Source organism: Flavobacterium tagetis, from assembly GCF_016735615.1.
In the GTDB taxonomy this organism is placed as follows: domain Bacteria; phylum Bacteroidota; class Bacteroidia; order Flavobacteriales; family Flavobacteriaceae; genus Flavobacterium; species Flavobacterium tagetis.
This window is the reverse complement of the sequence record NZ_JAERSF010000002.1, coordinates 1,133,701-1,147,586: the sequence shown is the minus strand read 5'-3', so window position 1 is coordinate 1,147,586 and position 13,886 is coordinate 1,133,701. Positions and strand designations below refer to the sequence as shown.

Genomic DNA, 13,886 nt, shown 5'->3' with positions numbered 1-13,886 from the left:
TTTAATTTTTATGTTTTGCTGATTAGAAATTCAATTTTAAAGACGTGAAAATATTGCGTCCCATTCTTGGGATATTTCCCCAATCAGCATATGTGCTGTAATATTCGTTTAATAAATTCTCTGCGCCAATCTGGATTGTGCTTCTTACTTTATTGATTGTAAAAGAATAATCGGCAGAAATATTCCAGATTGCATAAGCTGCAGTCAAATCTTCACCATATTCCGGACTGTAATTAATCTGTTCAAAATCGCCATTGACAGAAGTCTGAATTCCAAAATTTTTATACATATAATGAAGCGAAGTCAGATAGCTTAACGGACGTATAAATGGTAGATTTCCACCTTTATTGTCCATTCCGCGTGCATACATAAGCGTCCCTTTCCAGTGCAAGTGCTCCAAAATATCATAGCTCACATTGGCAGACATGTTTAAAAGTGTAGCATAATCTAGAGAAGTATATCCTTTTACACCAACAGACTGATAATTCATCGGACTTCCTAAACTCAAGATTTTACCAATGATATAATTGTCAATGTAGAAATAGTTTATTTTTCCCTGAATGCTTAATCTTTCGTTTTTAAAACCTGCGCTTGCATTTCCTTCATACGAAATTTCATTTTTCAAGTTTGGATCTCCGATATAATCGTAACGATCAAAACTATTGTAAATGTAATATCCGTAACCTTCAGAAACAGAAGGCGCTCTATGACCGTAACCTGTTCCAACAGAAAAATTAAATTGGTCAATATTTAACTGATAACTAGCATTTAAACTTGGTAAAAATCTCGTTTTCTCTTGAGGTGCTCCAGGATGAAAAATCCAATTGAACTCTATGTATTTAGAATAATTGTAATTTACTCCCAAAGAACCACCCAAATTCACCGTGCTTTTCTCCGAAAGTTCCCAAGAATTATTCATAGAAAGTCCAGCATAACGAGTCGTAACCCAAGGCCAACTGTAAGCAAACATCGTTCTTTCGCTTCGATCTTGCGGATACATGCGCATTTCTGCGATGGACAAATTATCATAAGCATTCAACTGAATTTCAGACGAATAATTATTCTTTTTCAAATTGGCTTTAGAGACTAATCCGTACGTTGTACTCCAGCCTGGCATATCCATATGAACCAAGTTTTCAGGACGTGTAGTATCATCCATATAATGCTCGATTGCATTAAAATATACTTTTGTATCTACCACTCTTACCAAACCTTCTTCAAACAATTGCTTATACGAAGCCGAAGTAATCAGCGCGCGCGAAAGCCACAAATCCATTGGCAAAGCAGGATAACCTACATCTTTTGCCACATCAAAAATAGCATCTAATCGTAAAGAAGATAAATCGCTTGTTTTATACGCTAACCCCAATGAAGTGTTGAATTTATTGTATTGCGAATGTTTTACTTCATTGTTATTTCCGTCAGAATAATTATCGGCAGTTCGGTACGAAATACTTCCGTCTGCCACAAATTTAGTTCCTGAATACGAGATATTTCCTAAATTGAAAAACTGCTTATTGTTAAACTCAAAACCTGTTTGATACACTCCATTCCATTTCTTTTGAAGACCAAATGGCGTGCTTTTTCTTTTTAAATCGATGCTTCCCGCAATAGTCGATCCGTGAAGACTTCCTTCCTGTCCCGATTTAATATCGATTGCCGCTAGATTATTACTTTCTACATAAGACGTAATCGGATCCATTTTATCGGTACAAGCACCAAAAACATGCATTCCGTCAATCGTAACCGTAGAGCGTTCTGTACTCATATTGTTTAATAAAGGCTCCCAAGCATAAGCTCCACGTTTTATAAAGCTAATATTATCTGATGAAGACAAAAATTCATCAACAGAAACTGCCATTTTCATCTCGGTTTCTATTTTCTTTTTCGTCGCGTTTTTTACCGTTACTTCTTCTAAGTTTTTTATGCTATCGTGATGTGCATGCTGATTTTGAGCTGTAACTGAAAAACCCAAGAAAAGCAGCATTATAATATATTTCATGTTTTTAAAATAAAGTATCAATATAAAGTTCACTTTTCACGCCTTCTACTCCTGGCGTATGATCGGTTGGAACTATAGTTCCTTTTACGATTAAACCGTTTTGGTTCATCATAATTAAGTTTAAGGTCCAGTTTCCTGTCATCGTATAATTAACAACACCGTGATACAAACCATCATTTTCTTGTGTCAAATCCTTATTATTTGGCGAAGAATGATTTCCCATAGAAGGTTCTGGCATTCTAGGATCTAACTTTAAAGTGTATCCCACAACTTTAGAATAAGAAAACTGTGACGGATCTGGAAAAGTTCCTGCAGGTGTTGTTGGTTTGTTGTATTTGTAAACACCAGCAACCAAAGCGTTTTCTGAAACTGTCGGTTTTTGAGGCGAAATCAAGGCAATTACATATTGCTCGCCGTCATTTCCTGCAAAAGCAGTCATATTGAGGTTTTTATTGCTTTGTTTTTCAACCGTAACATCTTTATTGATCTCATATTTTTGGTTATCAGCGGTAAAACTGATGTACAATTTCCAGCTTGCTGTTGTAGTGCTTTCTCCCGTAAAAACAGCATAACCGTTGTAGTATTTATTGGTAGAATCATATAACACATTATACTCATGCGGGCAAGAACTTTTGCTTCCGTCAGCATTACTTATTATGGGTAAAAAAGTTACCGCAGCTGTCGTTAATTCTTGGTTGTTTTGAGTATTGATAATTTTAAAATGAAGCTCATTATATCCTTTATAAAAAGTTCCGTTTAAAGCTTCTATACTAATCTTATAGTTACCGCTTGTAAGAGATGTTGCTTCTTTAAATTCTAGACTTTCAGGAACTTCAGAACCTATTTCAGCTTCGTAATCTGTTTTATCAATTGTACAGGAAGTAACCGCAAACAATATTGCGATTATCCAAAAATTAAAAGATTTCATTTGATGATGTTATAAAAAACGTTTAAAATATAGCACCCTGCCATAAATTTTTGAATACCAGAAAAAGGGCCAAAATGCTGTGAGTGAGCCAAAAAAAATGGCGACGTAAATAAAAATGGAAGAGTTTTCCTTTTCAATTACAAAGAAGATCAAAATCAGTTTTTAGAATAATAAATTATATAATCCTAGCCTAAACTTAGAATTTTTAATCCCAGCAAGTGAACCAAACCATTCAATTTCAGAATTGGAATTTGGAATTTAAAAATATTGGAATTTAAAACTAAATGTTGATCTCTAAACTGTATAGAGAGGAGGGTGAAAAGTAAGATTAGAAGCACCGATTGGTTTCTTCTCAAACAAAATTGAAGTGTTATTTTTTGATTCCATCACTGGAATTGCGCCAAAAGTGATTTCAGCAGTATTTTGAACATACACAAGCTCTAACTTGTCTTTTAGACTGTCTTGCATTTTTCGTTCATTATCAGAATATTTCTTAATGCTTTTTTGAAGTTCGCATCGACCGTTACAACTGTTAAAAGCCTGTTTACGCTGAACGCAAATCGTTTTAGCAATTTCTTTCTGATTGATTTTAAAAGAAGCATAAATAAACAAGCTGCCAAAAGATGGCGACATAAGTAAAATAGAAAGTGCTATGATGATTAACCTTTTCAAGTGCTTGTTCAAATAGTTTGGTGGCAAAAGTACATACTATTTTGTATTTATTTTAACTAATTCCGATTTTTTATTTAATAAAAGGCAGATCCGTTTTATGTACAAAAACGGTTTATTCATAAAATAACGAAATATCGTAAATAAAAAAACGTCCATTTTTAAACAAACCCCTTAAAATAAAGGCACTGCGAATAAGGCACGTTAATTGGCAATAGTTAGGCATTCTAGTAAATCACTTAAAAATGCTACACATTATGAGACCAAAACTACAGCCATTTTCAGGTCAAGATCCAGCTTTTTGTAGAAAAGTAAAAGCAAATTTCTCTAGGAAAGATTCCAATAAACTAAATTTTTTAACATCATTTTTCACTTCTTAATCTAGGTTAATCGATGCAGATGCTTTTCCGTAATAAGTTTGCATAAGAAACATCACAACATTGAACATCTATTAAACCATTTGTTAAAAAATTAAACATAATTGTTAAGTATTCAAATATTTCAAAATAAAATTAATCCTAAAATCAAAAAATCATGAGCACATTTACAGTAAAAGACGGAACACAAATTTATTACAAAGACTGGGGAACAGGACAACCAATTGTTTTTCACCACGGATGGCCTTTATCAAGTGACGACTGGGATGTACAAATGATGTTTTTCCTTCAAAAAGGCTACAGAGTTATTGCACACGACAGACGCGGACATGGTCGCTCTAGTCAAGCCTCTGAAGGAAATAACATGGAAACTTATGCATCTGATATCGCTGAATTGGCTGAAGCTTTAGACTTAAAAGACGCTATTCATGTTGGACACTCAACAGGTGGTGGTGAAGTTATTCGTTACGCTGCAAAATACGGAAAAGGTCGTGTTGCAAAAGCGGTAATCATAAGCGCAGTTACGCCAATAATGATTCAAAACGAATCTAATCCAGAAGGAGTTCCATTGTCAGTTTTTGACGAAATCAGAAAAGGAACAGGATTCAACAGAGCACAATATTTCTACGACTTCCCTATTCCTTTCTACGGATGGAACCGCGAAGGGCAAACTGTTCAAGAAGGCATCAAAGCAAATTGGTGGCGTCAAGGAATGATGGGTTCTGTATTGTCTCACTACGAAGGAATTAAAGCATTCTCTGAATCTGATTTTACAGAGGATTTAAAAAGTTTAGATATTCCAGTTTTAGTATTGCACGGAGAAGATGACCAAATCGTTCCTTATGGTCAAGCGCCAAGAGCTGCAAAATTGTTGAAAAACGGAAAATTAATTTCTTATCCTGGATTTCCTCATGGTATGCCTACAACAAAGGCAGAAACGATCAACAACGATATTCTAGATTTCATCAAATAATCCATAACCACTGCCTGTAAAGGTTCCTTTGCAGGTAGTTTAATCTTCTCAAATTATGAGTTTTTTCCAACAGCCCTCTTTTGATACGGTTACAGAAGCGTTGCAATGGTTAAGTACACAAGGTTTTACAGAAAACTTTAATCTGGATTCTAACTGTATTCGCTACAATAACAATACGCAGAGCATGTCGCCAGAAGAATTCAAAATCGAATATTTATTCCGTTTTGAAGGAGATACCGATCCAGGAGATGAAGATATTATCTACGGGATTAAATCTGAAATCTACAATATCAAAGGTGTTTTAACCAGCGCTTTTGGAATTTATGCCGATTCAATTTCTTCTGAAATGATTAAGAAATTGTCTACGCACTAATCTTAAAAAAAACACGAAATATCGCTAATGATTATTGTATTTCATTAGCCTAACCAATTAAAAATCTTAAAAATAAATAGTATGAAACCATCAGTTAACTTATTATCACCAGATAATCACGCATTAGTATTAATCGATTTTGAAGGACAAATGGCCTTCGCAACGCACAATATTCCAGTAAGCGAATTACGCACGAATGTGGCAATTGTTGCTGGAGCATCGAAAATTTTTAACGTAGCAACAGTGGTAACTACAGTTGCAGAAGAAAGCTTTTCTGGACCTGTTTTTCCAGAATTAGAAGAATTTTATCCAATTGCTACTTCTGGGTACATTGACAGAACTAGCATGAATACTTGGGAAGACGAAAATGCTTATAAAGCTATCGTAGCAAAAAACAAAAAGAAAATTGTGCTTGCTGGACTTTGGACAGGCGTTTGCATCGTAGGGCCTGCATTGTCTGCAATCGAAGAAGGTTACGAAGTGTACATTATTACAGACGCGTGTGGTGATGTTACTGCTGAAGCTCACGAACGTGCTGTACAAAGAATGATTCAAGCTGGAGCAATTCCGGTAACTTCTATTCAATATTTATTAGAACTTCAAAGAGACTGGGCACGCGAAGCAACTTACGGTCCTGTTACTTCTTTAATGAAAAAATATGGCGGTTCTTACGGAATTGGTATTCACTACGCACATAACATGTTGAAACACTAATCGGACTAATTCATTTTATTATAAATCTCTTACGCTTCATTATGTTGGAATCATCAAAATCCATATTATCAAAAATCCTTTTCATGTCTATCGTTTCTTTTCTTTTGATAGGAAACACGGCATCGGCTCAAAGTTTTAAGCTGCTCCGTTACGATGAAAATTATGAATTCTTAAAAGACTCAAATAGAAACTTTTACGAACGATTAAAGTTCATTCCCTTAAATCAAGATAAGGAGGTTTACATGTCAATTGGTGGCGAAGCCAGATATGAATATGTTGATTTCAACAATGAAGACTGGGGACGATTCAATATTGGACACAACAATTTCTTACTGCAGCGTTACGATCTTCATGCCGATGTGCATTTGGGAAAACGCATTAGAATATTTGCCCAATTAAGAAGCGCCCTAGAAGATGGCCGTGAAAATGGCGCTCGCGGTATTGACGAAGATCAGCTGAATGTTCAGAATCTTTTTGTAGATGTGAATTTTTGGCAGCAAAAAGACAAAAAAATAACCATTCGTGCCGGAAGACAAGAGTTGGACTATGGTTCTGGAAGGTTAATTTCTGTTAGAGAAGGTCCAAATGCGAGACTTTATTTTACAGGAGGAAAATTGATGTACACTTCGTCAAGAGTATCGATAGATGCCTTTGCCATGATGGCTGATACAGTTCACACAGGTGTTTTCGATAATAAAATGTCTAAACAGCTTAATCTTTGGGGAGCCTATTCTAAAATAATTTTTCCAAAAGCAGGAAATCTTGATCTGTATTATCTCGGATTCAGAAGAGATGAATCTGTTTTTGAAGAAGGAATTGCTCCTGAAAGAAGGCATACAATCGGTTCGAGATTATGGAAATACGGTGGCGGTTTTATTTACAACCTCGAAGCAGCGTACCAATTTGGAACTTTTGGTTCTGGAAATATCAATGCCTGGACTGGCTCTGTTGATATTGGGTATATGTTTGAAAACGTAAAATTTAAACCTACCATAAATCTTAGAAACGATTATATCTCAGGAGATAAAAATCAAGGCAACGGAAATCTTCAAACATTTAATCCGCTGTATCCAAAAGGAGGATATTTTGGTTTTAGTCCGCAAGTTGGACCAGTAAACCTTATCGATATTCATCCGTATGCTACGATGGATTTATTGCCACAGCTAAAGATGCAGGTCGATGTGGTTTTAAACTGGAGATTTTCAACACAAGACGGAGTTTATAGGCCAAGCGGAATTTTAAATCTTCGCGGAAGCGATTCTGACGAAAGATATATCGGAACTGCCTATCTCGCCAATTTTACCTATAGCGTAAACAAATATATTTCGGTTGTCAGCGGTATTCAGTACTTCAAAACAGGTGCTTTTATCGATGACATGATTCCGAACTCAAAAGACGGGGTTTTCTTTAACGCTCGTCTTGGATTCAAATTTTAATCAAATACATAAATTAATTTTTAACACATAGAAACATAGTTTTTGAGGCGTGAAAAGGCGTTTCACTTGCAATACTACACATAAAAGGTGTACTAGCACTATTTGCATTACAAACTTTGTCAAAGTTTAAAACTTTGACAAAGTTCTCACAAAGCATTAAAGGAGCTATGTGTTAGAAACTAGTTTCTTTCTATACTCTTTTTCAAAGTAAAAAAATCTATGTTTCTATGTGTTTAAAAAATTTTAACAACACTAAACCCTTAACAATGAAAACAAACACTTCAAAATACAGTTTTAGATTTTCCCATCTAATGCTGCTAATTATAGCATTTGCAGGCTCTCTTAGCAACAATGCTTTTGCACAAACAGCTTCAATTGGTTCTACGGTAACTTGGGGGAAAGTAGACGGAATTGCAGTAAACGGATTGGTTCAAGGACCATCTGCAGCAGAAGCTGACTTGCAAGTTGCCTGCGTTTTTGAATATACAGAAGGTGATATTTTTAACCCTCCTGCCCTTCCTGCCAACTTAAACGGAATGGTGCACTTAGACGACGCGTTAAAAGGCATTATTACAGAATTACGTAAAAGTGGAAGATTTACTGGCCATTCTCTTGAAACTTTATTGATTACGCCTCCAAAAGGAACTTTAGCATCCAAACAATTACTGTTAATCGGATTGGGAGATCGCAATAAGTTTACACCCGATTTAATGATTAGTGTTGGAAGCACTGCCATGCGCGAAGCTTTACGTTTAGGGGTTTCAAACTATTCTTTTGCAAGTGATATTAAAGATGCAGGAATCGATTCTCCAACTGCCTTAGTAGCCGAAAATGTGGTTTTAGGTTCGTTTGAAGCATATAGAACTCAATCTTATTTAAAAGAAAAAAAGCTAACAGATTATAAGCCTCTAACCAAAGTTATCTTGCTTGCTGGCCCTGCTTTTTATACCGTTGCCGGAGAAGGAATAAAAGAAGCAATTACCAAATTGAACGCTAAATAATCGAACTATGAAAGCAGATTTAATTTTATTCAACGGGAAAATTCATAGTTTCAACGCTGAAACTCCAAACGTTACAGCTGTTGCCATTAAAGACGGAAAATTTATTGCAGTAGGAAATGACAGCGATATAATGGATTTTGCATCTGAAGAAACCAAAATAATTGATCTTCAGAATAAAAGAGTCGTTCCTGGAATTAACGATTCGCATATTCACCTTATTCGAGGCGGATTAAATTATAATCTTGAACTACGTTGGGATGGCGTTCCTTCTTTGGCAGATGCGCTTCGAATGCTGAAAGAACAAGTAGATCGCACTCCAAATCCGCAATGGGTTCGTGTTGTGGGCGGTTGGTCAGAATTTCAGTTTGCAGAACGCAGAATGCCTACCTTAGAAGAAATCAATGCTATTGCACCCGATACTCCTGTTTTTATTCTGCATTTGTACGACAGAGCCATTATGAACCGAGCAGCATTGAGAGCCGTTGGTTACAACAAAAATACGCCTGCGCCTCCGGGAGGACATATCGAACGTGACTCCAACGGAGAACCTACAGGACTTATTATTGCGACTCCAAATGCAATGATTTTGTATTCGACTTTGGCTAAAGGTCCGACGCTTTCTTACGAGCATCAAATCAATTCGACGCGTCATTTTATGAAAGAATTAAACCGTTTCGGAATCACAAGTGTTATTGATGCTGGAGGCGGATTTCAGAACTTTCCAGATGATTATAAAGTGGTTAACGAATTGAACGAAAAGAAACAATTGACCGTAAGAATTGCCTACAATCTTTTCACTCAAAAACCAAAACACGAATTTGAGGATTTCTCCGATTGGATTGACACCGTAAAATTATATCAAGGAAACGATATGTACCGTCATAACGGAGCTGGTGAAATGTTGGTTTTTTCTGCTGCCGATTTTGAGGATTTCCTTCAGCCAAGACCAGATCTTCCTGAAAACATGGAAGCTGAATTGGAAAAAGTAGTTCGCCTTTTAGTAGAAAATCGCTGGCCTTTTAGACTTCACGCGACTTACAACGAAAGCATTACAAGGTTTTTGAATGTTTTTGAAAAGATCAATCAAGATGTTCCTTTCAACGGACTTCCTTGGATTTTTGATCACGCTGAAACGATTGACGAAAGAAACATCGAACGTGTAAAAGCTTTAGGCGGAGGAATCGCAGTTCAAAGCAGAATGGCGTATCAAGGGGAATATTTCACCGATCGTTACGGAGCAAAAGCTGCTGAAAACACACCGCCAATCAAAAAGATGATTGAAATGGAAGTTCCTGTTGGTGCAGGTTCAGACGCTACACGTGTGAGCAGTTACAATCCGTGGGTTTCAATGTATTGGATGACCGTCGGAAAAACTATTGGAGGATTGCAATTATACAATGAAACGAGATTGAACAGACAAACTGCTTTAGAATTATACACCAGAGGAAGCGCTTGGTTTTCGCAGGAACAAACTAAAAAAGGAGATATTAAAGTGGGAATGTTTGCCGATTTAGTGGTTTTAGATCGTGATTATTTTACCATTGACGACGAAGACATCAAAAAAATCGAAGCCGATCTAACGATTGTGGATGGAAAAATTGTGTATGCTAATGGAGATTTTTCTTCGTTCTCGCCGCCTCACATTCCGATTTTGCCAGATTGGTCGCCAACCAATATTTACAACGGATATCCTGCAAGAAGCAGTTTCCAGAGTGCGATTGAAAAAAACGCAAAAGCAGATGCAAAACCAAAATTGACTTCGCAGATTCACAGCTGTACCGGAAGTTGCGATGTTCATTTACACAATCACGATGCCGCAAGAATGAGCAATGTTCCTGTAAACAATTATAATGCATTCTGGGGCGCTTTAGGCTGTTCTTGTTTTGCTTTCTAAATTTTAAAAAAATGATCGAATTTATAAAACAAATATTGCATTCCGATTTAGGAACTTCATTCAATAATGCAGCTCTTTTAATATTTAGAGTGCTCTTAGCAATTGAACTTTTTAGAGTGCACGGAATGAAAAAATTTAGAGTCGAAAATGGAGAAAAAGAACACGTTCCTAATCCGTTGCATTTACCTGAAAAATTAAACGGCTTGGTTGCTACATTTTCAGATACTGTAATTCCGTTTTTCATTATTCTGGGACTTGGAACAAGACTCGCTGTTTTGCCTACAATTGGTGTAACGGCAATTGGCTATTTTGTGGTTCACAAAAACGATTCGCTTGAAGTGCGCGACGTTCCATACATGTACACTTTATCCCTATTACTGCTTCTTGCCCTAGGCGCAGGAACTTATTCACTTGATTATTATTTACTAGAATTGCTAAACAATTAATTTAAACACAAATAATTTTTAACACATAGAAACATAGCTTTTTGGTAAGCATAAAGACGTTTCACTTACATTAATACACATAGTAAGTTTTATTCTCTCGCAGATTAGGCAGATTTTTCAATTTTTAATTTTTCATCTGCCTTTTAAACACAACAATCTATGTGTTAGAAACTAGTTTCTTTCTTAATTCTTTTCAAAGCAAAAGAAAAATCTATGTCTCTATGTGTTAAAATAATTCACAATTAATATTATTCATCAAACCAAATTTAAAAATGAAAACAAACATCGGAATTAAACAAGAAAACATCTCAAAAATTGTTGATGTATTAACTAAAGTTCTTGCAGACGAATTCGTACTTTATACCAAAACAAAAAGAGCACACTGGAACGTTGAAGGTCCGGATTTCTATAACAAACACCTTTTCTTTGAACAACAATACGATGCAATTGATGAGATTGTAGATACAGTTGCAGAAAGAATCAGATCTTTAGGACATTATACACCAGCTACTTTAAAAGATTTCTTAGCACTAACTCATCTTACAGAAGAACTTAAAGAGAAAAATGACAGCAATGGTTTTATCAAAGAATTGCTTTTAGATCACGAAAGCATCATTATTTATCTGAGAGAAAACATTAATTTTATTGCTAATGAATTGCAAGATGCAGGAACTAGCGATTTTATTACAGGCCTTGTAGAAAACCATGAAAAAATGGCGTGGATGCTTCGCGCACATTTAAACTAAAAACAAATTATGGAAATTCAACAAAAAAATATTTGGTACGTAACCCTGCTTCTCACCATGATAGCAGGGTATTGCGATACCGTGACTTTTGTCGCAGCCGATTCGATATTTTCGGCTCACGTAACAGGTAACTTTATCGTTTTTGCTTATCAAATTGTCAAAGGTTCAGACCTTCATGCGTGGGTAAAACTGCTTACTTTTCCTATTTTTATTATTGCTGTAATTACGGGCGGCAGAATTGCATTAAAAGCAACCAATCGCTATACTATTTTATTTTGGGAAGGCATAATTTTGGTTTTAAGTGGCATTGCATCGTATGTATTTGGCTATTTGCAGAACTTCGAAGAATGGACCATGTATACGGTTGCCATGACAACAGTCTTTGCAATGGGACTTCAGAATGCTTTTGGAAAGCTTTATGCTAAAGAAACGCATGGCCCAACTACTATGATGACAGGAAATGTAACTCAAGCTTCTCTTGATTTAGGGAATTTATTAAAAAACGGACTTAAAGATGCTGAAGTATTTTTAAGTTTTAAAAAACAGCTTGTTACCTTAATCGGATTCCTTGTCGGGTGTTTTCTAGGAGCAATTGCAGGAAAGTTTTTCGGATTAGGGACTTTAATTCTTCCAGGATTGGCAATGATTATTTGCTACTTATATCACCGAGATAACTAAGCAAAAGACCATTTTCAGATTGCAGATTTCTGATAATATAGTATCTTTAAAAAATGATTTTAGCGCTTTTTTCTTAAAAAAGAATTCTAAAATCCGTTCAAATAAATTTCTAAAAAGCTCCAAATTCTTGGCTATTCTTGAAATTATACAAACAATGTAATGAAGGAGAAACTACTAATTGTTGAAGATGAATTTATAGTTGCAAATGATTTAAAAATCATGCTGCAGAAAGCAGGTTATCAAGTTGTTGGCATTGCTGCTTCTGTAGCTCAGGCTCGAAAATTAATCGAAGAAAAAAAACCTGATTGGATTTTGTTGGATATCATCTTAAAAGGCAATTTAACGGGAATTGATCTGGCTTGGGAACTGCGAGAAATGAATCTGCCTTTTCTATATATTTCGGCAAACACCAATCAAAGTACCCTTGAGGCTGTAAAAGCTACCCATCCGTACGGTTTTACCGTAAAGCCTTTTAGGGAAAAAGATCTTGTTGTGATGCTTGATATTGCTAGATATCGATTTAATCAAGAAAAAGAAGATTTGGCAATAAATCAAGTAAATCCAGAAATTCAAGAAATAGAAGGAATCATTGGTCAAAGCCCTCTTCTAAAAGAAACTATTGAAAAAATAAAAATTGTAGCTCCAGCTGAAACTTCGGTATTGATTTTGGGTGAAAGCGGTACAGGAAAAGAAAGAGCCGCACATGCTATACATGAACTTTCGGCAAATAAACCAAATCCAATTGTGGTTGTAAATTGTGCCGCCTTACCGCAATCTCTAATAGAATCTGAACTTTTTGGACACGAAAAAGGCTCTTTTACAGGAGCTAATGCCTTAAGAATCGGTAAATTTGAACAAGCCAATAATGGCACTATTTTTCTTGATGAAATTGGCGAATTACCGCTTGACTCTCAAGTAAAATTATTGCGTGTTCTGCAGGAGAAAGAAATTCAGCGTCTTGGAGGCAATAAAACTATTAAAATCAATGTTCGTATTGTAGCTGCGACCAATAAAACCCTTGAAAAAGAAGTTGCCGAAGGCCGTTTTAGATTGGATTTATATTACAGATTAAATGTATTTCCGATACAAATGCCATCTTTAAAAGAACGCAAAGAAGATATTGAAATATTGGCTCATTATTTTCTAAAAAAATATGCCACTAGCTCTAAAAGAAATGTTATCAGTATAAGCGTAAAAGCTTTAGAACAGTTAAAAAGTTACAATTGGCCAGGAAACGTACGTGAATTAGAACATTTGATTGAAAGAAATGTACTTCTCGCCAAAACAAGCGAAATCGAAAAATTTGACTTACCATCAATTGCTCCTGCCGCCTCTTTAGAAATCGGTACAAACAAAATAAAGTCGATGGAAGAAATGGAAAAAGAGCATATTATGAATGCGCTTCAAATCTGCAATGGCAAAGTTTCTGGCATTGGCGGTGCCGCCGAACTTTTAAAACTGCAGCCACAGACTTTGTATTCAAAAATGAAAAAATTAGGTATAAAACAAGAATATAATTAAATGTGTAGGTTAACCGCAAAGAGCGCAAGAAATTACGCAAAGTCCGCAAAGCTAAAATTAAATCTTTGCGAACTTTGCGCTGACTTTGGGCCTTTGCGGTTAAATCTCACATAGTAAAAAAAACAATA

At 35.7% G+C, this 13,886-nt stretch carries 13 protein-coding genes; 10 read left to right on the top strand and 3 right to left on the bottom strand.

All coding sequences use genetic code 11. The features are described from left to right. Window positions 1-22: 22 nt before the first annotated feature. The 3 genes from JI750_RS12385 to JI750_RS12375 all read right to left on the bottom strand — a co-directional run bounded on the left by JI750_RS12385 (window position 23) and on the right by JI750_RS12375 (window position 3,602). Complete coding sequence (locus JI750_RS12385) at window positions 23-2,002, bottom strand: TonB-dependent receptor plug domain-containing protein (RefSeq protein WP_202002188.1); 1,980 nt, start codon at window positions 2,000-2,002, stop codon at window positions 23-25. Window positions 2,003-2,006: 4 nt separating this feature from the next. After that, entirely contained in the window at window positions 2,007-2,930 is a 924-nt protein-coding gene (locus tag JI750_RS12380) for a hypothetical protein (protein WP_202002185.1), read from the bottom strand. Window positions 2,931-3,224: 294 nt separating this feature from the next. Next, window positions 3,225-3,602, bottom strand: a complete 378-nt coding sequence (locus tag JI750_RS12375) for a hypothetical protein (protein ID WP_236673033.1) — start codon at window positions 3,600-3,602, stop codon at window positions 3,225-3,227. A 531-nt stretch (window positions 3,603-4,133) separates the two neighbouring features. Here JI750_RS12375 and JI750_RS12370 point away from each other — a divergent pair. From JI750_RS12370 to JI750_RS12325, 10 genes are all read left to right on the top strand, one after another. Next, complete coding sequence (locus tag JI750_RS12370; RefSeq protein WP_202002182.1) at window positions 4,134-4,949, top strand: alpha/beta fold hydrolase; 816 nt, start codon at window positions 4,134-4,136, stop codon at window positions 4,947-4,949. Between the two features lie 55 nt (window positions 4,950-5,004). Continuing rightward, window positions 5,005-5,322, top strand: coding sequence for a phosphoribosylpyrophosphate synthetase (locus JI750_RS12365; RefSeq protein ID WP_202002179.1), 318 nt, complete (start codon window positions 5,005-5,007; stop codon window positions 5,320-5,322). A gap of 81 nt (window positions 5,323-5,403) precedes the next feature. Beyond that, complete coding sequence (locus tag JI750_RS12360; RefSeq protein WP_202002176.1) at window positions 5,404-6,036, top strand: hydrolase; 633 nt, start codon at window positions 5,404-5,406, stop codon at window positions 6,034-6,036. A gap of 83 nt (window positions 6,037-6,119) precedes the next feature. Further along, window positions 6,120-7,472 carry an alginate export family protein gene (locus JI750_RS12355; protein WP_236673032.1) on the top strand — a complete coding sequence of 451 codons (1,353 nt, stop codon included), beginning with the start codon at window positions 6,120-6,122 and terminating at the stop codon, window positions 7,470-7,472. A gap of 266 nt (window positions 7,473-7,738) precedes the next feature. Further along, a complete protein-coding gene (locus JI750_RS12350; protein ID WP_202002170.1) occupies window positions 7,739-8,473 on the top strand; it encodes a M17 family peptidase N-terminal domain-containing protein in 735 nt (244 codons plus the stop codon). 7 nt (window positions 8,474-8,480) lie between these two features. Then, window positions 8,481-10,367 (top strand): amidohydrolase, encoded by a 1,887-nt coding sequence (locus JI750_RS12345; RefSeq protein WP_202002167.1) that lies wholly within the window; start codon window positions 8,481-8,483, stop codon window positions 10,365-10,367. 11 nt (window positions 10,368-10,378) lie between these two features. Continuing rightward, complete coding sequence (locus JI750_RS12340; RefSeq protein ID WP_202002164.1) at window positions 10,379-10,813, top strand: DoxX family protein; 435 nt, start codon at window positions 10,379-10,381, stop codon at window positions 10,811-10,813. Window positions 10,814-11,085: 272 nt separating this feature from the next. Further along, the gene (locus JI750_RS12335) at window positions 11,086-11,559 is read left to right on the top strand and encodes a Dps family protein (protein ID WP_202002160.1); all 474 of its coding nucleotides are present in this window, start codon (window positions 11,086-11,088) and stop codon (window positions 11,557-11,559) included. A gap of 9 nt (window positions 11,560-11,568) precedes the next feature. Beyond that, the gene (locus JI750_RS12330; RefSeq protein WP_202002157.1) at window positions 11,569-12,237 is read left to right on the top strand and encodes a YoaK family protein; all 669 of its coding nucleotides are present in this window, start codon (window positions 11,569-11,571) and stop codon (window positions 12,235-12,237) included. 159 nt (window positions 12,238-12,396) lie between these two features. Then, window positions 12,397-13,758: a sigma-54-dependent transcriptional regulator gene (locus tag JI750_RS12325; RefSeq protein WP_202002154.1), complete on the top strand. Its 1,362-nt coding sequence runs from the start codon at window positions 12,397-12,399 to the stop codon at window positions 13,756-13,758. Window positions 13,759-13,886: the final 128 nt, after the last annotated feature.